General features: G+C 36.1%; 18 protein-coding genes. 11 read left to right on the top strand and 7 right to left on the bottom strand.

Features of this window, described 5'->3' with window-relative positions; genetic code table 11:
* The first annotated feature begins 8 nt into the window (after nt 1-8).
* The 7 genes from D0817_RS03880 (at nt 9) to D0817_RS03905 (ending at nt 8,534) form a co-directional block, all read left to right on the top strand.
* The gene (locus D0817_RS03880; RefSeq protein WP_127337088.1) at nt 9-1,508 is read left to right on the top strand and encodes a RagB/SusD family nutrient uptake outer membrane protein; all 1,500 of its coding nucleotides are present in this window, start codon (nt 9-11) and stop codon (nt 1,506-1,508) included.
* Nucleotides 1,509-1,520: 12 nt separating this feature from the next.
* Entirely contained in the window at nt 1,521-3,143 is a 1,623-nt protein-coding gene (locus D0817_RS03885; RefSeq protein WP_127337089.1) for a hypothetical protein, read from the top strand.
* A gap of 11 nt (nt 3,144-3,154) precedes the next feature.
* Nucleotides 3,155-4,819 (top strand): glycoside hydrolase family 16 protein, encoded by a 1,665-nt coding sequence (locus tag D0817_RS03890; RefSeq protein ID WP_127337090.1) that lies wholly within the window; start codon nt 3,155-3,157, stop codon nt 4,817-4,819.
* 82 nt (nt 4,820-4,901) lie between these two features.
* Nucleotides 4,902-5,660, top strand: coding sequence for a glycoside hydrolase family 16 protein (locus tag D0817_RS03895; RefSeq protein ID WP_127337091.1), 759 nt, complete (start codon nt 4,902-4,904; stop codon nt 5,658-5,660).
* Between the two features lie 332 nt (nt 5,661-5,992).
* Complete coding sequence (locus tag D0817_RS03900) at nt 5,993-6,577, top strand: RNA polymerase sigma factor (RefSeq protein ID WP_127337092.1); 585 nt, start codon at nt 5,993-5,995, stop codon at nt 6,575-6,577.
* Between the two features lie 50 nt (nt 6,578-6,627).
* A complete protein-coding gene (locus tag D0817_RS26010) occupies nt 6,628-6,771 on the top strand; it encodes a hypothetical protein (RefSeq protein ID WP_167470925.1) in 144 nt (47 codons plus the stop codon).
* Nucleotides 6,772-7,472: 701 nt separating this feature from the next.
* The gene (locus D0817_RS03905) at nt 7,473-8,534 is read left to right on the top strand and encodes a tetratricopeptide repeat protein (RefSeq protein ID WP_127337093.1); all 1,062 of its coding nucleotides are present in this window, start codon (nt 7,473-7,475) and stop codon (nt 8,532-8,534) included.
* A gap of 134 nt (nt 8,535-8,668) precedes the next feature.
* Here the strand turns inward: D0817_RS03905 and D0817_RS03910 are convergent, their stop codons facing one another.
* On the bottom strand, nt 8,669-9,322 hold the full coding sequence (locus D0817_RS03910; protein ID WP_127337094.1) for an endonuclease III domain-containing protein: 654 nt from the start codon (nt 9,320-9,322) through the stop codon (nt 8,669-8,671).
* A 242-nt stretch (nt 9,323-9,564) separates the two neighbouring features.
* On the opposite strand from D0817_RS03910, the gene bcp reads away from it, so the two are divergent.
* Nucleotides 9,565-10,017: a thioredoxin-dependent thiol peroxidase gene (bcp, locus tag D0817_RS03915; protein ID WP_127337095.1), complete on the top strand. Its 453-nt coding sequence runs from the start codon at nt 9,565-9,567 to the stop codon at nt 10,015-10,017.
* A gap of 257 nt (nt 10,018-10,274) precedes the next feature.
* On the opposite strand, the gene D0817_RS03920 is transcribed toward bcp, so the two are convergent.
* Nucleotides 10,275-11,735, bottom strand: a complete 1,461-nt coding sequence (locus D0817_RS03920; protein ID WP_127337096.1) for a TonB-dependent receptor — start codon at nt 11,733-11,735, stop codon at nt 10,275-10,277.
* Between the two features lie 90 nt (nt 11,736-11,825).
* Here D0817_RS03920 and D0817_RS03925 point away from each other — a divergent pair, with 90 nt between their 5' ends.
* Complete coding sequence (locus D0817_RS03925; protein ID WP_127337097.1) at nt 11,826-12,590, top strand: MBL fold metallo-hydrolase; 765 nt, start codon at nt 11,826-11,828, stop codon at nt 12,588-12,590.
* A gap of 13 nt (nt 12,591-12,603) precedes the next feature.
* The gene (locus D0817_RS03930; RefSeq protein ID WP_127337098.1) at nt 12,604-13,107 is read left to right on the top strand and encodes a hypothetical protein; all 504 of its coding nucleotides are present in this window, start codon (nt 12,604-12,606) and stop codon (nt 13,105-13,107) included.
* Between the two features lie 104 nt (nt 13,108-13,211).
* On the opposite strand, the gene D0817_RS03935 is transcribed toward D0817_RS03930, so the two are convergent.
* From D0817_RS03935 to D0817_RS03955, 5 genes are all read right to left on the bottom strand, one after another.
* On the bottom strand, nt 13,212-13,937 hold the full coding sequence (locus tag D0817_RS03935; RefSeq protein WP_127337099.1) for a hypothetical protein: 726 nt from the start codon (nt 13,935-13,937) through the stop codon (nt 13,212-13,214).
* A 71-nt stretch (nt 13,938-14,008) separates the two neighbouring features.
* On the bottom strand, nt 14,009-14,656 hold the full coding sequence (locus tag D0817_RS03940; RefSeq protein ID WP_127337100.1) for an alpha/beta hydrolase: 648 nt from the start codon (nt 14,654-14,656) through the stop codon (nt 14,009-14,011).
* Between the two features lie 116 nt (nt 14,657-14,772).
* Nucleotides 14,773-15,099, bottom strand: coding sequence for a hypothetical protein (locus D0817_RS03945; protein ID WP_127337101.1), 327 nt, complete (start codon nt 15,097-15,099; stop codon nt 14,773-14,775).
* A gap of 4 nt (nt 15,100-15,103) precedes the next feature.
* Nucleotides 15,104-16,360, bottom strand: coding sequence for a dihydroorotase (locus tag D0817_RS03950; RefSeq protein WP_127337102.1), 1,257 nt, complete (start codon nt 16,358-16,360; stop codon nt 15,104-15,106).
* Nucleotides 16,361-16,441: 81 nt separating this feature from the next.
* A complete protein-coding gene (locus D0817_RS03955; protein ID WP_127337103.1) occupies nt 16,442-18,370 on the bottom strand; it encodes a vWA domain-containing protein in 1,929 nt (642 codons plus the stop codon).
* 424 nt (nt 18,371-18,794) lie between these two features.
* Between D0817_RS03955 and D0817_RS03960 the strand changes: the two genes are divergently transcribed.
* Nucleotides 18,795-19,907, top strand: coding sequence for a lactonase family protein (locus tag D0817_RS03960; RefSeq protein ID WP_127337104.1), 1,113 nt, complete (start codon nt 18,795-18,797; stop codon nt 19,905-19,907).
* The last annotated feature ends 54 nt before the right edge of the window (nt 19,908-19,961 follow it).

A 19,961-nucleotide genomic window follows, 5' to 3' on the forward strand; every position in this document is an offset into this window, starting at 1 on the left:
TTATCAAAATGAAAAAATACACGCACCTATTCCTTTTAACAGGAATGCTATTTTCAACAGTTTTTAGTTCTTGTTCAGATGATTTTGTAGAAACCAAACCTAATTATTCTATTGATTCTGAGAACTATTTTAACTCAAAAGAAGATTACGATCAGGCATTAGTTGCCGCTTATGATGTACTGCAATCTACCTATGTAAATGTATTGCTTGGCGAAATCGCTTCAGATAATACTTTGGCAGGAGGCGAAAGTCCTACTGATGTGGTGGGTTTCCAGCAGGTAGACGATATGATCCATACGCCGGTCAACAGCAACTTACATGATATCTGGAACTGGATGTTTGCCGGAGTTCAAAGAACCAATTATATTCTTGAATTTAAGGATAAAACCGATTTTGAAGGAAAAGCACAACTCCTTGCAGAAACCCGCTTTCTTAGAGCATACTACCACTTTGAATTAGTAAAATGGTTTGGTGGTATCCCTTTGAAGGGAGATGCAAGGTTTAAGCTTGGTGATGAAACTAAAATTCCACGTTCGTCTGTTGCAGAAGTATATGCTTCCATCGAAGCTGATTTAACATACGCAGTAGCTAATTTAGCTCCGACAACGACTCAAAAAGGAAGAATTACAAAAGGTGCTGCACAGGCCTTATTAGGAAAAGCCTATTTGTATCAGAATAAATTTGCCCCGGCAGCTTCGACTTTACAGGCATTAATCAATTCAGGACCTTATTCGCTGGTAACAGATTACAATTCAATATTTGAAATGGCAGGAGAGAACGGAGCAGAGTCTGTTTTCGAAGTGCAATATACCGATATCGAAGGTGCAGGATTTGGATGTTTACAGTGTAGTGAAGGAAATGTTGCCGTAGGTTTTAGCGGAGTAAGAGGTTACGAAGGACCGTTTTTTAGTTCCGGATTTAGTTTCAATATTCCAACCCAGGAAAGTGCAGATGCATTTCAGACTGGTGATAAACGTAAAAATATCGCCATTCTGGATATAAATGCATGGGCACTGGCTAATGCAAATTATGACAATGGTAACGGAATCAAATTTGGAAAAGGGAATGAAGATACCGGTTTCTTCAACAGAAAATACCTTCCAAGAAAAAGAAGTGACGGGGCTCAGGGGGATTTAAACTTAACAAACCCGAATAATTACAGAGCCATTCGCTACGCCGATGTTTTACTAATGGCTGCAGAAGCTTACAACAGAGGAGCAATTGATGATGGTAAAGCCAAAGAATACCTGAATCTGGTAAGAAGACGTGCTTTTGGAGATCTTAATCATGATGTAAACCTTACCGGCGCTTCTTTGACTGATGTCATTTTAAATGAAAGACGAGTAGAACTTTTTGGAGAAGGACACCGTTTCTTTGATCTTGTCCGAACTGGAAAAGCAGTGGGAACTATTCCTGGTTTTAAAGCGAATAAAAACGAATTATTTCCCGTTCCAATTGAAGAAATTCAGTTTGCCGGCGGAAACTGGGCACAAAATCCTGGATATTAAAAAATACGAATTATGAAAAAAATACATTTTATTATAAGTCTTTTCGTTTTAGCCACTCTTATAGGCTGCGCAAACGATGATGGCAGTGATATTGATTTAGACGGAGTAAGTGCGCCAGCCAATGTTTCAGCGTTAACAACAGTAACGCAGGACAATACCGGAAAAGTAACCTTTATTCCTAAAGGAGAGGGCGTAACACAATATAAAATCAATTTCGGTGATGGCAGTACAGCTTCACCTTATGTGGGGCCAGGAGAAGTAATTTCGCATACGTATGCTGAAGGCGTGTATCATGCCAAGATTATAGCGATGGGAATTAACGGAAAAACTACCGAAGTCGATAAGGAAGTGGTGGTTTCTTTCAAAGCTCCTGAAAACTTAGTGGTAGTTATCACAAATGACCTCGCGATTTCTAAAAAAGTAACCGTTAAAGCAACTGCAGATTTTGCCTTGTTTTATGACGTTTATTTTGGAGAACCCGGAAAACCGGATCCAATTTCGGCAAATGATGGTGAATCTGTTTCGTATACGTATCAGAATGCAGGAGTTTATACCATCAGGGTAGTTTCTAAAAGTGCTGCCATTCAGACTACAGAATATACGGCACAGTTTGAAGCAAAGCTTATTCTAAATCCAACGACATCCGCTCCGGCACCTCCAAACAGACAGGCTGGAGATGTGATTTCTATTTATGGTTCTAAATACACGAATGTTGCCGGAACGAATTATTTCCCGGATTGGGGTCAGGCAGGTCAGGGCAGCAGCTGGGGCGAGTTTGATCTGAATGGAGATAAGATGTTGAATTATATTAAGCTGAGCTATCAGGGAATTGCACTGGCAGATAATACTTCTATAGATGTTTCCGGTATGGATTTTATTCACCTGGATGTCTGGACCGCAGACGTGCAGAAACTTGAAACTTCTTTGATTAGTAAAACAGCCGCAAACGGAGAAAGACCAGTTACAAGAGATCTTGTTGCCAATCAGTGGACCAGTATCGATATTCCTGTTTCTGCCTTTACAAGCCAGACCGGATTCACCGTGGCCGACATTTATCAGTTGAAACTGGTGGGAACACCATGGGCTGCAGGAACAGTTTTTATAGATAATATTTATTTCTACAAAGAACCGGCTGAGTCAATTGCCATACCGCTTGATTTTGAATCTTCTGCTCTGACGTATGCGTGGGGTGGTTTTGGAAATGTTGATGCAGCTATTGTTACAAACCCAAATAAAGCGGGAGCAAATCTATCTGATAAGGTTTTAAAACTGGATAAAAAAACAGGTGCAGAAGTTTGGGGCGGAGCAAGTTTAAATCTTGAAAGTACCTTAGATTACACCAAAGGAACTACCGTAAAAGTAAATGTATGGTCACCAAAAGCAGGAGCCAATATTTTATATAAGATGGAAGTGTCAACCTCTCCAAAAGATGGAAACGGAAATCCAACTGTTTTTATAGAAGTACAGGTTGCTACAATAGTAGCCAATGCGTGGCAGGTGCTGACTTTTGATTTAACGACTGCACCGGGCTTTAGTACCGCCAACAAGTACGACAGAGTAATTTTATTCCCGGACTTCGGGCAAACCGGAACAGGGGCAACCTATTACTTTGACGATATAAAACAATCCAATTAAAACAAGAAATCATGAACAAAAAAATAATCATAAAGATAGTATCCTTATTTGTGATCCTCTTGATGACGGGTTGTCAAAAAGATGATTTTACGTTCGGATCATTAGACGCGCCGGCCAATCTTAAGGTGACTTTTGATATAGTAGGTAAAACGACAGATACTCCGTTCGGAGACGGAACAGGAAAGGTTAATTTTAAAGCAACTGCTGATAATGTGATCTCCTATAAGTATGTTTTTAGTGATGGCGGTGTAGATAACGCACCCAACGGAATGACAGAAAAAAGGTTTAACAAGACCGGAATAAACAAGTATACTGTTACTGTTATTGCCTATGGAAAAGGTGGTGTATCGACCAATATCACAACAGAACTTGAGGTGTTTAGTGACTTCAGAGATGCTCAGGCCGTACAGTTTTTAACAGGCGGAACATCTAAAAAATGGTATTGGGCCGCGGCAGAAGCTGCACATTTAGGGGTAGGACCAAACGATAGTAATGCAGAGAAAAACTGGATTCCGGATTATTATAAAGCGGCTCCTTTTGAAAAAGCAGGTTCTCCTACAAGCAGCTGTTTGTACGAAAATGTACTGACGTTCTCTTTAGTGGGTGAACAATTAAAATTTGAACTGGATAATGGCGGTGCTACCTTCTTTAATGCTTCTTTCGAAAGTGTCGGAGGCGGAAGCTCAGGTTCTGATGCCTGTCTGCCCTACAATACAGGCGGTGCTAAAACAGTTTTATTAGGTCCTTCTGAATCAGTTGTGATGAAAAATCCAAATCATGCACAGCAAACCAGAGGAACCATGCTGAATTTCTCTGATGGAGGTTTTATGGGCTACTATATCGGACAAAGTTCATATGAGATTTTATCGATCACAGAAAACAGAATGACGGTAAGAGCAGTAATGGGAGGAAATTCAAGCCTGGCCTGGTACCACACCTTTACCACAACACCACCAAACCAGAATCCGCCGACTACAGATTATACCAATCTGGTATGGTCAGACGAGTTTAATACAGACGGCGCTCCGGATGCTTCAAAATGGGTATACGATTTAGGAAACGGTGATAATGGATGGGGGAATAGTGAAAAACAGAACTATACTAATTCTGCCAGCAACGTAATAGTACAAGGCGGAAACTTAAAAATCACAGCTAAAAAAGAAGCTTCAGGCGGGTTTAATTATTCATCAGCCAGATTAAAATCAGAAGGTAAATATGATTTTACCTATGGAAAAGTTGAGGTCCGTGCAAAACTTCCGACAGGAGGAGGAACATGGCCGGCAATCTGGATGCTGGGTGCCAATTATGCTACAAATTCCTGGCCGTCTTGTGGTGAAATAGATATTATGGAACATGTGGGGAACAGCCAAAACCTGATTCACGGCACACTTCATTATCCCGGACATTCTGGTGGAAGCGCCGATTCAGGCTCTAAAACCATTCCGAATGTTTCCACAGAGTTCCATGTCTATAAAACGATCTGGTCACCGGCATCGGTAAAAATTTATGTAGATGACGAATTAATTCATTCTGTTGTGAATGAGGCTTCCCTGCCATTTAATAAGGACTTCTTCCTGATTTTGAATGTTGCCATGGGAGGTAATTTTGGAGGCAATATTGATGCTGCTTTTACACAGTCTTCTATGGAGATTGATTATGTGAGGGTATATCAATAGATTGTAAATTAATTAGTAAGAATGAAATGAGAAGGTCAGTGTAAGGCTGGCCTTCTTAATTTTAGTAATTTAAAACGATACTATGAAAAAAGTAGTTGTACTATTATTCATCAGCAGCTTTTGTTTCGCACAAAAAGTCAATCGGAAGCTTATCTGGGAAGAAAATTTTAATAAAAAGAAAATAAATGAAACCTTCTGGAACTTCGAACTCGGAGACGGTTGTCCTGATTTATGCGGATATGGTAATAATGAAAGGCAAATTTATACCAAAACCAACCACGTATTAAAAGACGGAAATTTAATTATAGAAGCCAGAAAAGAAGGCACTAAATACACCTCCACAAAAATTACGACCAAAGGAAAAAAAGAATTTAAATACGGGCGGATAGAAGCAAGGGCAAAACTCCCTGTCGGACATGGTTTGTGGCCCGCATTCTGGATGTTAGGCGCCAATATTGATGAAGTGAAGTGGCCGAAAACAGGAGAAATTGATATTTTGGAATATATAGGGCGGGATCCGCATATGGTTTATACGACTCTGCATACCCAGGACAGCCATGGCAATACAATCAATACCAAAAGAACAGAATTCCCTGCCATTGAAGAAGGATATCATATTTATGCGATAGAATGGTCTAAGGAGAAAATAGATTTCTTTGTAGATACAACTTTGGTCTATACTTTTAACCCTCAGGTGAAAGACCCAAATACCTGGCCATTTGATAAACCATTTTACATTATTGTTAATCTGGCGATCGGCGGAAATTTTGGAGGACCTGATGTAGACGATACTGTATTGCCGCAAAAATATTATATTGATTACGTTCGTGTTTACGAATAGTCATCAAAAATACTAGTATTAGTACTAAAAAAAGAAGGCTTAACTCGTTTAAATTAAGTGGTTTAGATTGTTTTGTCTTCTTTTTTTAAATGTTAAAACCTTACTGTTATTTGGCAATTTTAAAGACTTTTTCATTATTTTTTAATTTTAATTTACATTAATTACAATTTTATTATCAATTATTTGTTGTTTGTATTTGCTTTTTAAAATAAATATTTGTTAAATTTGAACAGATATTAACAAAACTAAAAAAAAGATCCGCCTATTACATAAAATTACTTTTTAGAAAAAAATTACTCCAAATTTTAAACAGAAACTAAAAAAGTAGTATTATGGCTGATCTGCATATTCCAGACGCTCTATTAGTAAAAAATTATGTTGAAGGCAATGAAAATGCTTTAGCGACATTAATTAAAAGACATGAGTCTAAGATATATGGATTTATATATTCAAAGATTGCTGATAGAGATATTTCAAACGACATTTTTCAGGATACTTTCATCAAGGTAATCAAAACCCTTAAAAGTAATTCATATAACGAAGAAGGTAAATTTCTGCCCTGGGTGATGCGTATTTCCCATAATCTGATTGTAGACCACTTCCGCAAAAACAAAAAAATGCCGATGTACAGAGAAACAGAAGAGTTTTCTATCTTCTCTGTGATGTCTGATGATTCATTGACCATCGAAAACAAGATGATTTTTGATCAGGTTGAAGTAGATCTTAAAAAAATAATTGAAGAGCTGCCTGAGGACCAAAAAGAGGTTCTTGTGATGCGTATGTATCAGGATATGAGCTTCAAGGAAATATCAGAACTTACCGGCGTAAGTATCAATACCGCATTAGGAAGAATGCGTTATGCGCTAATGAATCTGAGAAAAATAATTGACAAACATCAAATTATTTTAACCAACTAATACTATTTTGAGTATTAGCCCGTTATACTATTATAAAACACTTTCATGGTATGGCGAAAATTTACTCTAAAAAAGCATTAGCTTCTAAAAACTTAAAACCAAAAAAAGAAGTCGTTTCTTTTTTATTAAATTATTCACAAGCGTTGACAGTTGTGAAAACAAAGGGTAAAAGTTTTGATATTATAGCTAATTAAACAGCCCGCTGCTATGGTCGGATGTTTATTTCGAAAGAAAAACCAAATGGTCGTTTTGGTTAAAAGCTCACTATTTGTATGCGAATACAGATAGTGAGTTTTTTTATGCCCTAAAATCAGCTTTAGCGTCAGCTCCCTGCTAATTAAACAAGAATTATAATACATTAAAATAATAAATTAAGATACCGTCGGTAATTCTTGTGGCTATTTTGTAGTAAATGACTTTGTTTTTTAATTTTTAATGTAAGTTATGGTTTATTTTACCCTGAACGTTATCTTTTAGTTAAAAAATTGTTTGTATTTTATTTGTCCATTCAGTTTTTAATTTTATTTTAGTTAAAAATAAATTGTTTGTAATAAATAATTAATAAAAACGTATTTATAGTTTAAATATTGTTAAAATGATATATTTTTTGTACATATGTCCAAGAAGTAGCCAAAGATTCTTAACCCCTTAAAATATTTAATATGATAAAAAACTACACTAATTAATTTGTTCAGTTTGATACACTTTTGAATCCGCTATCGGAATTAAAAGAAGATGCAATTTTGCTTGAAGAAAAATTCCAGACGCAAATCCTGCCTTGTCCGGAGTTGAAAATATGTACTCAAATATTGATGTCTTTAAGCTTAGCCTTTTTTGCGAAAATTGCTCAGGAAATAAACACCAAAAACTATTTAACCATCAAACCTAAGTTCAAATGAAAATGAAATATATAATACTATCAATAGTATTGATAAATGTTGGCATGCATGCTCAAAATGCACAAATTAAAGAAGCGCAGTCTATTTTTGAAAAAGGTAAATCACAGGACGCAATAGCGATTTTGAATAAAACAGAATACCTTATCCTTAACGCCCCCGACGAAGACAAATCCGATTTTTATTTTCTGAAAGGAAATGTTTTAAAAGATCTGGCTACCAAAGATATAGATGCGGCAAATAATTTTACTTTAGCTTCACAAGCCTATCAGGATGTGATGTTATACGAAAATGAATCCGGGAAATATAAATCCAGTGTAAAAGCCGGTGCAGCCTTAAAGCAGATGAAATCCAGTCTGGTTAATGGCGCGATGAATGATTTTAAGGCCGGCAAGTTTAAAGAAAGTGCGGAAAAGAGCTTTAAGGTGTATCTGTTTGATAAAAAGGACACACTGAATTTATACAACGCAGCTGCAGCCTCTATAAATGCAGAAGATTATGATTCGGCAATTAAATATTACGAGCAGTTAAAGAAAATCAACTTTTCGGGAAAAGGAATTGTTTATTATGCGACGAATAAAAAAACAAAAGAAGAAGATACCTTTATTTCACCAAAAGCCAGACAATCAGCTATTGATGCCGGGCTTTATGAGAAACCAAGAACAGAATCTGTTCCTTCAAAAAAGATAGAGGTCAATAAAAACCTGGCTTATTCGTATCTGGAGAAAAAAGATTTTGTGAAATCAGAAGCCACCTATAATAGTATTTTGGAAATTGATCCTAACTGTGTTGATGCCTACGTTAATCTGGCATACTTAAAACTGGAATTAAAAAAGGCTTTGGCCGAAGAAATTTCTGCTTTAGGAACCACTCCAAAAGAAATGCAGCAATACGATAAATTAAATGCTAAAAAAGATGATATTACCAGAAGTGCTATTCCTTATCTTAAAAAAGCACTTCTTATTGAACCTAAAAATGAATCCGTTGCAAAGACACTTTTAGGCGTTTACAGATCACTTGATATGACAGCGGAATATAATTCCTTAAAAGCCGGAATGTAGGTTGTTGAGGTTATAAAGTTATAAGGTTACAAAGTTACAAAGGTGCAAAGGTTTCTTTGCGCCTTTGCTTATTATAAAGACAATTATATAAAGCGTAATGAAAATTCTTTAGCAATTAATTTCTTTTTTAGGAATTACTTCAGCTTACTCATTTCATCGATAATGGATTTCTTTCCAATCGTTCTTGTAATAATATCTTTTTCCAGACTCCAGCCACGGGCAGGAGAATATTCACGGCCATACCAGATAATTTGTAAATGCAGGTCATTCCATAAATCCCTTGGAAACAATCTTTTGGCATCTTTTTCTGTTTGTATCACATTTTTTCCATTCGAAAGATTCCATCTGTACATCAGTCGGTGAATGTGTGTATCAACCGGAAAAGCCGGAACCCCAAAAGCCTGCGACATCACAACGCTTGCGGTTTTATGTCCAACAGCAGGTAATTCCTCAAGTTCCTCAAAACTCTGCGGTACTTTTCCTTCATGTTTATCAATAAGAATATGCGATAAACCATAGATTCCCTTAGATTTCATCGGAGACAGTCCGCAAGGGCGAATAATTTCCTTAATTTCTTCCACTGACATTTTTATCATATCATACGGATTATCAGCCTTCGCAAAAAGGATAGGCGTAATTTGATTCACACGCACATCGGTACATTGTGCCGATAATAAAACAGCAATCAATAAGGTATAAGGGTCTTTGTGATCAAGAGGGACAGGTATAGTAGGGTAGAGTTCTTTTAACGTATTTATAACAAATTGTACGCGGGCTTCTTTATTCATTTCCGTATTTTTAATCCTGTAAAAATAATGAATTATAAGTTAAAAGCAGGAAGTTGTGAGTAATGTGTTGTGGGTTATGAGTTGTGAGTTGTGAGTTATAAGTTATAAGTTATAAGTTATGAGTTACACGTTACAAGTTATGCGTTTCAAATATAAATCCAAAAACAAATCTATACTCTTTACTCTATATTCTACACTCTATATTCTATATTCTTTACTCTAAAATCTAAAATTCAAAATAAATGACAACATTAAAAAAAGGCGACAAAGCCCCGCAGTTTTCAGGAACAGACCAGGACGGAAAAGTACATACACTGGAAGATTACGCCGGAAAAAAACTGGTTGTTTTCTTTTATCCAAAAGCAAGTACACCGGGTTGTACAGCAGAGGCATGTGACTTACGAGATAATTTTGAGCGTTTTAAAGCAAATAACTATGAACTTCTGGGTGTAAGTGCCGACAGTCAGAAAGCACAGGGAAAATTCAAAGATAAATACGAATTCCCTTTCCCGTTAATTGCCGACGAGGACAAATCAGTAATCAATGCATTCGGCGTCTGGGGGCCTAAAAAATTCATGGGAAAAGAATATGACGGAATCCACAGAACCACTTTTGTAATTGACGAAAACGGAATCATAGACGAAGTAATCGAAAAAGTAAAAACAAAAGAACACGCAGCACAGATTTTGAAGTAGTTTTTTTGTTTCAGGTTTAAAGTTTCAAGTTTCAGGTTTCAAGTTTTATCCTGAAGTGTAAATTTTAACCGCAAGGCACACTAAGAAACCGCAAAGTTCGCAAAGCTTGATCAACCATATAGCTTTGCGAACTTTGCGTATTTAAATACCTTCTAAGAAACTTGCGTGCTTTGCGGTAAAATCTTACTTACTTCAGAACCTGGAACTTGAAACTTTAAACCTGAAACAAAAAAAGCCCCAAACAAGGGCTTTTTGAATTAAGTATTTTGTTCTAATTCTTTTTCCGGATGATAGCCGAAAAGGTGGTGTTCTTTTATGATTTCTGCAACTCCGGAAGGCAGCATAGGTTCCCAGCCTGATTTTCCCTGACTGATCATTTTCAGGACTTCACGTGAGAATACATTTAATATTTCGTGGTTATAATCTACAATGTCGACTACTTTTCCATTGAACTTAAAGAATTTATATAATTCTTTCATTCTAGGATGTACTTTTAGATTTTCGGAAGTAATAATTTCTCCATTTTCACCCAGCATCGGATACAAAAAGACCTTCATATCGCGGTAGAATAATTTTCCGAAAGCTTCCAGGATGCCACCACTCAGGTGACGGTAATATTTCTCGTCAAAAATATCAATTAAGTTATTTACTCCCATTGCCAATCCCATTCTGGCTTTGGTATAATTGGCAAAATATTCTACTACTTTATAATATTCCTGGAAATTAGAAATCATAACCGTTTGCCCTAACGAACAAAGCAATTCTGCCCTGTCCATGAAATCACGTTCATCAATTTCCCCGTCAGAACGTAAATTGGAAAGAGTAATTTCAAAAACGACTAAAGTATTGTCTTTTTCAACCTTGTTTTCATCAAGAAACATTTTTAATGATTTCTCGTACATGTCAAGGTTTACATTCGTAACTGGACGAAAACTTCCTCGGAAAGCAAGCAGATTTTTTTTGTATAAAACAGCAGCCGGTAGAACATTTTTCCCTTCAGGGTTAAACATTACGGCATCTGTCATTCCGTTTTTAACCAGTTGCAAACTCATCAGACGATTATCAACATCTGCAAAACGAGGTCCTGAGAAGTTAATGGTGTCAATTTCAAGCTGGTCTTTGTCTAAGTGATCGTATAAGTAACGAAGTAATCGTTTTGGATCGTTGTATTTGTAAAAAGCGCCGTAAATTAGGTTTACACCTAAAATCCCGAGTGTTTCCTGTTGCAGTCTTGCGTCAGTCTCTTTAAAACGAATGTGAAGAATAATTTCGTTGTAAGCTTCGTCCGGTTCTATCTGGTATCGGATTCCAACCCAGCCGTGACCTTTAAATTGTTTTGCAAAATCTATAGTAGCAACAGTATTGGCGTAGCTAAAGAAAAGTTTGTTGGGGTGTTTTTCGCGGCTCAGACGTTCTTCGATAAGTTCGCCTTCGAAAGTTAACATCTTTTTAAGCCTGTTTTCTGTTACGTATCTTCCGTCGCCTTCAATTCCGTAAACAGCATCACTAAAATCTTTGTCATAGGCAGACATCGCTTTTGCAATTGTTCCCGATGAACCTCCGGATCTGAAAAAATGCCTGACCGTTTCCTGTCCGGCGCCGATTTCAGCAAATGTTCCGTAAATATTCTCGTTTAAATTAATGCGTAACGCTTTGTCTTTTATAGAAGGAATCTGTTCGATGACCTTGTCACCTTTGAGTTTTATTTCTGTACCCATTTTATTTTAAATAGATTTGTTACAAAGTTAGCAAATTAGGCTTCTAATGAAAGAGAAATAATCCTATTTTTGTAAAAAAATTAAGTTCAATTGAAGATCTATTTTTTAGGTACTGGTACTTCTCAAGGCATCCCAATTATTGGGGTCGACCATCCTGTTTGTAATAGCACTGATGCTAAGGACAAAAGGCTCCGCGTGTCCATCTGGATCACGTGGGACACGCATTCATATGTCATAGATTGCGGGCCTGATTTCAGGCAGCAGATGCTTTCCTGCGGATGCCGGAAACTGGATGCTATCTTATTCACCCATGAACATGCCGATCATACGGCAGGTTTAGACGATATCCGCCCTTTTAATTTCAGGCAGGGTGAAATTCCTGTTTATGCACATCAGCGCGTAATAGACAATCTCAGACGGCGTTTTGAATATGTTTTCGAAACCGTCAACAAATATCCGGGTGCTCCAAGCGTAAAAACTATCGAAGTTAAAAACGATGAACCTTTTGCTATTGGTGATAAAACAGCAATTCCGGTAAATGTAATGCATGGCGACTTGCAGGTTTTCGGATATCGAATTGATGATTTTGCATATCTCACAGACGTGAAAACCATTCACGAAACCGAAGTTAAAAAGCTGAAGAACCTGAAAGTTTTGGTTGTCAACGCTTTGCGTGTAGAACCTCATGATACCCACTTCAACTTGCAGGAAGCTCTCGATTTTATTGATTTGGTAAAACCTGAAGTAGCCTATTTAACACACATCAGCCATGTGTTGGGCTTTCACGAAGAAGTGCAGCGACAGCTTCCTGAAAATGTTTTTCTGGCTTACGATAATTTAGAAATTACAATTTAATTATATTCCAAAAATGAAAAAATCCTTAATGCTTTATCTTTTTATCCTTGCGATATTAATGAATGTTTTTACCTATATGTTTTACAGCCGCGAAGTGAAATTCGGGCAGGAAAGATATGCTAAAACAACCAAAAAGCTAAGAGACAGCATAAATCTGGTAACGACAAAACTGACAGAGGCGAATTATTTTTCCCTTGAAAACAACGAAAATGCGCAAAACTATTTTGATAACAGCGCTTCCGGTGGAAAAGTTATTCTTTACGAAAAACTCATTCCGGTGGTAACCGAAAAATTACTGGACTATAATTCCAATCCAAGCGGAAATCCGTACACAGGACAGGACAAAATTGAAGGTAAAAAATTCATCATCAATAAAGTTAAAATACTCAACCACAGATGGATTGTTGCAGATTATAGCAATGGCGAATATTGGGGAGAAGTGTTATTGAAATACTTTGTTGCCGATGATGAGAGCATTAGTTTTGAAGTAAACCAGTCATTGCTGTACCAGAAATAAAGTTTACAGTTTTCAGTCTCAGTTTTCAGTCTGAATACTGAGACTAAGAATTAGGGTTGCGACTGAAACGGAAGACTACAATTATATAGAATTTTTTATTTTTCCTAACTGTATTCAAGTATATAGACAATGTCTTTAGATTTATCTAAAAGAGCTAATATAGTGCCTCCTCTAATTATTGATAAGAATCTTTCTGCATGAATTCCTAAAACATACATTTCTTCATTTATGTCATAATTATTTTCTAAGTTATATTCTAAATTAAGAAAGAATTCATCTAAAATTGATAATCCATCATTAAGAAGTACTGAATCAGTATTTTTGCCATAATTTTCCGTTACAACTGAAATATGATTGTGTTTTCCATATTTTTCATAATAATATTTTGTAAACTCAAAACTATAAAATTGTGCATAATATTCCGCATCTGAAAAGTCATTAAATTTTGAGACTTTTTCCAGCTCAAGTTTAATATCTTCTAAATATTTAGAAACACCTCTTTTATTTTTTAAATATGAATCTTTATTAGCCATAAAGTCTTTTTCTAAAAAATGATATAGGTCCGGTACTTTATCAAACTCTTTAAAGACTTCTAAACTTCCTAAAAAATCATAAGTACCATTGTCATACTTAAAGCCAAAAAAATAAGATTCAGAATATTTTATATTTTTTTCACAAACGAGTCCATCACTTCCAATTATATGGATATTATAAATTTTATTGGAAATTGATGTAGTTACAGTTAGGAGAGGTTTAAAATACATGCCCAATTCTGTATCGCTAAAGACATCTTCTATTTTAGGATATAATATTATTTTATTAGAATTCATTACATTTAATTATTGTAAATTAAAAAATGTAAAATTACTAAAAATGTAGTTTTAATCCTATAATAAAAATATTACTTCATTTCTAACCATTGCTTAAAATCAAAGAAATTCTGAGGTGCAACTCCGTGACCAACAGGATATTCCTTGTAAGTAACCGGAATATTTAATTTTTCTAAAATTGCCGGTGTTTTTCTCGCCCAGTCAATCGGAATAACCTGATCGACAGTTCCGTGAGAAGCAAATATTTTCAGGTTTGTAAAGTCATTTTGTTCAAAACCTTCCCTGATGATCTCTTCGTTAAAATAACCACTCATCGCAACCACTTTCTGAATTTTTTCAGGATACGAAAGCGCTACGGCATAACTCAGAATAGAACCCTGACTGAAGCCAATTAAAGTCACATTATTTGGATCGATAGGATAATTCGCTACTAATTCATCGATAAATCCAGCGATTACATCACGTGAAGTTTTTGCTTGTTCATTGTCTGAAAATTTGTTCTGATCTGCATCAAAGTTAATCGCGTACCAGGCATATGCACCGTATTGCAAATCATAAGGCGCTCTTGCTGAAATCACATAATAATTGTCCGGCAGTTCTGTTGCAAACGAAAACAAATCAGCCTCGTTGCTGCCATAACCGTGTAATAAAAGTAAAACGGGATTTTTGTCTAAGATAACTTTTGGTTCCTGTATTTTATATTCTAAAGATAGATTCATTTCTTGTGAAAGTTATGAGTTTTGAGTTTTGGGTGATGAGTTATGAGTTTTGAGTTTTCTTTGGGTAATCTCTATCAGAGGTTTGGAATTTGGAATTTAAAAAAAATGGAATTTTCCTATCCGATGGATCTAAACCATTTCTGAAAAAGCCCTCCTACTAAAGGAATCGGTCTTGTCTGTCCCTGAATCGCGCTAAAAATACCATAACTCCATAAAACGGAGATGCAGATCCACATCGGGAAAGTGATGAAAAAGCTATCAAAATTGCTGATAATGGCTCCAAATGAAATGAAAGCCAGCGACAATCCTAAAGCCTGGCGAATGTGAAAAGAGGCAAAACTATTTTTATTTTCAGAGTTCATGGACATCGCAATAAGTACGCCTACAATTAAAATGTAGCTGGTAATTGCAGCAGTTTTTCCCTCTTCGATTGAATTATTCATGTGATTATTTTGTGATAACAAGTTGATTTTGATTTAAAATTCCGTAAACAGCACCTTTAATTTCTGTTCCTAAGAACGCAGAATTTTTAGATTTCGAAAGAATATTTTCTTTTGTAAAAGTGGATTTTCCTTCGGTGGTGAAAAACGTAAAATTAGCTTTGGAACCTTCAGCAATCACGCTATTTTCAATTCCGAAAACAGTTTTTCCTGAAGTCAGTTTTTCAATTACTGTTTCTAAAGGCAATACCGTCAGCAAAGCACCAAAAGCACTTTCGAGTCCAATGGTACCATTTTTAGCCGTATCAAATTCCATTTTCTTGAACTCAATGTCAATCGGATTGTGATCTGAAGTAATCATGTCGATTGTTCCGTCCAAAACGGCAGCAACAAGAGCAATTCTGTCCGCTTCAGCGCGTAGAGGCGGCGTAACTTTATATCGGGTGTCAAAACCTTCTAATTTTTCATCATTTAAAACCAAATGGTGAACGGCAACACTGCAGGTAACGTTGAGGCCTTTTGCTTTCGCTTCCTTAATCATAGCAGCAGATTTTGCTGTAGAAATAGTCGGTATATGAAGTTTCCCTCCGGTATATTCCAGTAAAAACAAATTTCGGGAGATCTCTAATTCCTCGGCTAAGTTGGGAATTCCCTTTAAACCTAAGCGTGTAGAAACAATTCCTTCATTGGCAACACCATTTCCTTTTATATTGGCATCCTGCGAATACGAAATGACCAAACCATCAAAATCCTGTACATATTGCAAAGCTATCTTAAGAAGATTGGCATTGTCAAGGCTTTTATTGTAATCCCCAAAAGCGACAGCACCCGATTTTTTCATGTCAAATAATTCAGCCATGTCTTTTCCTTCGCTGGCTTTGGTCAAAGCTCCGATCGGGAAAAGTTCCGTGGCAAAACCATTTGCTCTGCTTTTTACAAAATTGATCTGCGACTGATTGTCAATAACAGGGAAGGAGTTGGGTTGCAGGGCAATGCCCGTAAAACCGCTTTTTGCGGCTACATTCAATCCGTTTGCAATGGTTTCCCTGTCTTCATAACCCGGTTCTCCAAATGAAACACTGCTGTCAAACCAGCCTTGTGAAAGATGTAAATTGTCGAATTTTACTTCGGTTGTATCCTCAATATCAAGAAGTGATGGACCTATTTTTTCTATAATACCATCTGCAATTAAAAGATCAGTCGTTTGATTGTGAAACGGACTTTTTGAATCTATAATTTTGGCGCTTCTGATGATTATTTTCATATGTAGATAAATTTATTTTATACTGAATCGTAGCTCCTTAACACCAGTGGTTATCTTCGAAATGACAATCGTGTGCAAACTTTACTTTACAAACTTGATAATTGCCATTTCTAATGCTAAAAATAACAGGGCAAAGATAACAAACCATTTCCAAATCTGGCTGTCAGTCCGCTCAGTTTGTAGCGTGTTAAAAATAGTCGAAAGGGTATCGGCAGTTTTAAAATCCGAAACCACATTTGTATTGGCATGGCTTAAGTCACTTTCGCTTCGTTTGTAATTGAAACTCAGATTTTCTACCCAGTTTTTTTTATCAAAAGCACTATAATTTCCGGCTGTTTCAGGGAAATCGTTAAATACTAATTTTACCTTATTATTCAATATCTGCTGGATCGGAATAAACGAATCGTCATTTCCTTTTATTTCTAAAATGGCATCTTTTGTCAATAAAACATCAACGAAATAAGGCTGGTTGTTACCGATCGTCAGTGCATTAACTCCGGTTTTTTGATTGTTCTGTCCCATTTTATAAAAAAGAGGGACAATTAGCGGAGATTGCTGAAAGTTTGAATTGACAGCATTAAGAGGTGCCGAAAAAACAGAAACTGACGAAACCGGATTCTGAACCATTGTCAGGAATACACTTTGGTCTTCATAAGATAAAACTGCCGGATATGGGCTTGAAATATCAAAGCTTTGCGCGGTTTTCGGGTATTGAAAATTCGTGATTTTATTTTCAAAAACACCTGAAAACAAAGGATGGTCAAAGTTAATTTTAGTGATCAGCTTACTGGTATTCTGAAGGCTTTTAAACTGAATTTTTCCAAAATTGCCCAGAAATGCATTCAGATTGCTGACCGAACTTTTATCGGAAGGTATGATGACTAAATTCCCGCCTTTCGATACAAACGCTTTCAGGGTTGTCTGAAGCGCTTGTGGCACTTCTTCCAGTTCATTTAGAATAATAGTATTTTGTTTTTCTAAACTGTTATAATCCAGATTGCTGAGCGAATAATTATTATAACTAAACTCGGCCTGCGTATAAATTCTCGATAGGAACTTACTTTTTTCCGGGTCTCCAATGCTGATTACATTTGTTTTCTTTGTTTTTGAAATACTAAAGTAAAGCTTGTTGTCATAACTCAAACCATTGTCTTCAATCGTTACATAGCCGTGAAAAGCTTCCTTTGGGATTGTAAAATTGATTTTCTTTTTCTTGTTGTCAAAATTAATTATGGTCTTGGCAATCAGTTTGTTATGGTTGTAAAGGGCCATCGAAACCGGTTTAAAATCCTCGCCGTAAGCCGATAAATTCACACTGATTTCATAAAAATTTTCTAAAGTCTGATTGATGAAAACGCTGTCAATCGATATGTTGTTCTTTTGTTCCGCTTCAGGAATTATAAAATAAGGCTGTTCTTCGGGATCAATATTTTTTATATCTTTTTCAGTCAGGCCAATCGCATCAGTAATCACTACAATATCTTTTTTATGGGCAGATTTGTGCGCTTTTATTTTGGCAATTATGGATGAAAGTTCGAACGGAGTTGCACTGTATTTCAGATTTTGCAGAGCACTTTTGGAGGATTTAATGTCCGTATTCCAATAGTTTTCAGTATTGGTAAGCAGCGAAAACTGTGCTGTTTCCGGGGTGTTTTCGAGTAATTCCTGAACGGCACGTTTTAATAATTCACCCTTCTTTCCTTTTGCCTGCATGCTAAACGAATTGTCCAGGACAATATACATTTCGTTCGAGACATTTTTACTGTCTTTGGCTTCAAAAAAAGGCTGGGCAAAGGCAAAAATGGCAAAAGCCATTAATAAAAGACGAGTAGCCAGCAGTAGCCTTTTCTTGATTTTAGAACTTTTACGGGTCTGAACGGAAAGTTCTTTCAGGAACCGGACATTAGTAAAATAAGAGGTTTTAAAACGTCGTAATTGGAACAAATGCACCAAAACTGGAACAATCAATAAAAACAGAAAGTATAGAATTTCGGGGTGTTTAAAATGCATTCTGGCTTAGATTTGCTTCACTACGTTTGATTTCGTGAAGATACTGGTCAAAAATACAAATTTTTAGTTAAACGAAATACGGAATGTTGCTTAAACCATATAAGTCATGTAAGTTCATATAATTTTTTTACGAACAAATAACATTAGACTATAATCGCTTAAATACTTAAAGGGTTTAAAATGCAGTTACGGCTTGAAAAATATAAATTTATACAGAATGTTGCTTAAACCATATAAGTCATATAAGTTCATATAATTTTTGCACGAACAAACAGCCTTCGTTTATAATCTCTTAAATTACTTGTATGGTTAAAAGGAAGGTATTTGAAAAATGTAACTTTTGTAAATTCATTTGTAACAAAAAAAGAACTTCCAAAAGAGAATATTGAGTATTTTAGCTAATTCAAAAAACAAATCAAAAAATATGAAAAGATTATATATGCTTCTTTTTTCAACTTTAGTCTTTACTGCTTTACAGGCTCAGAATAAATTCAATTTACTGGTAGGAACCTATACCAACACTTGTGAGAGTAAAGGAATTTATGTGTACGAATTTAATGCAGCTACGGGTGAATTTAAATTGAAAAACAGCTCAGAAAACGTATTAAGTCCAAGTTATTTGTCTGTTTCTGCAGATAATAAATTTATTTATGCGGTGAATGAAAACGGGACTCAAAGTACCGCAAGTGCTTTTGGATATAATGCCAAATCTGGAAAGCTTACCTTTTTAAATAAAAATGATGCTATGGGAGCTGATCCCTGTCATTTGATTAACGATGCTCAGAATGTAATTGTAGCCAATTATTCAGGGGGAAGTATTGCTGTATTTAAGAAAAATGCCGATGGAAGCATAACGGAGGCACAACAATTAATTCAGCATGAAGGAAAAGGTCCAAATGCCGCGCGTCAGGAGAAAGCACATGTTCATATGGTTGTTTTTTCACCGGACAAAAAGTTTGTTTTATCGAATGATTTAGGTGAGGATAAGATTTTTATTTACAAATACAATCCCACTGCTAAACATGAAATCCTAACGCTAAAAGGAACAGTTGAAGTAAAAGCAGGAAGCGGCCCGAGACATTTGACTTTTAGCAAAGACGGGAAATTTGTATATCTCGTTCAGGAATTAGACGGGACACTAACAAGTTTTAGTTATGATAAAACCGGAAACTTAAAAGTAATCGGCGCAACGAGTATCCTCGCCAAGGATTTTAAAGGAGGTACAGGTGCCGCTGCTATCAAAATTTCGCCTGACGGAAAGTTTTTATATGTAACAGATCGTGTAGATGCCAACAATATTTCGGTTTATAAAATACTAAAAGACGGAAAAATAGAGCTTGTTGAACAAATAAGCACCTTAGGAAAAGGACCAAGGGACTTTGCTATTGATCCAACCGGAAATTACCTTCTGGTCGGCCATCAGTACACCAACAATATCATAATCTTTAAAAGAGATAAAACCACAGGAAAACTTACAGATACAGGTAAAAAAATAGAACTGTGTTCGCCGGTTGGATTGGTTTTTACGAAAATTTAGTTGGCAGGTACTAAGTCTCTAAGGTTCTAAGAGGCTAAGCTTAAAAATAAAAAG

The sequence above is a fragment of the Flavobacterium cupreum genome, assembly GCF_003996965.1.
GTDB lineage: Bacteria > Bacteroidota > Bacteroidia > Flavobacteriales > Flavobacteriaceae > Flavobacterium > Flavobacterium cupreum.

Excerpts from the sequence above, each read along its gene's own strand:
- D0817_RS03880 (WP_127337088.1), top strand. The coding sequence starts at position 9 with ATGAAAAAATACACGCACCTATTCCTTTTAACAGGAATGCTATTTTCA.
- D0817_RS03885 (WP_127337089.1), top strand. The coding sequence starts at position 1,521 with ATGAAAAAAATACATTTTATTATAAGTCTTTTCGTTTTAGCCACTCTT.
- D0817_RS03890 (WP_127337090.1), top strand. The coding sequence starts at position 3,155 with ATGAACAAAAAAATAATCATAAAGATAGTATCCTTATTTGTGATCCTC.
- D0817_RS03895 (WP_127337091.1), top strand. The coding sequence starts at position 4,902 with ATGAAAAAAGTAGTTGTACTATTATTCATCAGCAGCTTTTGTTTCGCA.
- D0817_RS03900 (WP_127337092.1), top strand. The coding sequence starts at position 5,993 with ATGGCTGATCTGCATATTCCAGACGCTCTATTAGTAAAAAATTATGTT.
- D0817_RS26010 (WP_167470925.1), top strand. The coding sequence starts at position 6,628 with ATGGCGAAAATTTACTCTAAAAAAGCATTAGCTTCTAAAAACTTAAAA.
- D0817_RS03905 (WP_127337093.1), top strand. The coding sequence starts at position 7,473 with ATGAAAATGAAATATATAATACTATCAATAGTATTGATAAATGTTGGC.
- D0817_RS03910 (WP_127337094.1), bottom strand. The coding sequence starts at position 9,322 with ATGAATAAAGAAGCCCGCGTACAATTTGTTATAAATACGTTAAAAGAA.
- bcp (WP_127337095.1), top strand. The coding sequence starts at position 9,565 with ATGACAACATTAAAAAAAGGCGACAAAGCCCCGCAGTTTTCAGGAACA.
- D0817_RS03920 (WP_127337096.1), bottom strand. The coding sequence starts at position 11,735 with ATGGGTACAGAAATAAAACTCAAAGGTGACAAGGTCATCGAACAGATT.
- D0817_RS03930 (WP_127337098.1), top strand. The coding sequence starts at position 12,604 with ATGAAAAAATCCTTAATGCTTTATCTTTTTATCCTTGCGATATTAATG.
- D0817_RS03935 (WP_127337099.1), bottom strand. The coding sequence starts at position 13,937 with ATGAATTCTAATAAAATAATATTATATCCTAAAATAGAAGATGTCTTT.
- D0817_RS03940 (WP_127337100.1), bottom strand. The coding sequence starts at position 14,656 with ATGAATCTATCTTTAGAATATAAAATACAGGAACCAAAAGTTATCTTA.
- D0817_RS03945 (WP_127337101.1), bottom strand. The coding sequence starts at position 15,099 with ATGAATAATTCAATCGAAGAGGGAAAAACTGCTGCAATTACCAGCTAC.
- D0817_RS03950 (WP_127337102.1), bottom strand. The coding sequence starts at position 16,360 with ATGAAAATAATCATCAGAAGCGCCAAAATTATAGATTCAAAAAGTCCG.
- D0817_RS03955 (WP_127337103.1), bottom strand. The coding sequence starts at position 18,370 with ATGCATTTTAAACACCCCGAAATTCTATACTTTCTGTTTTTATTGATT.
- D0817_RS03960 (WP_127337104.1), top strand. The coding sequence starts at position 18,795 with ATGAAAAGATTATATATGCTTCTTTTTTCAACTTTAGTCTTTACTGCT.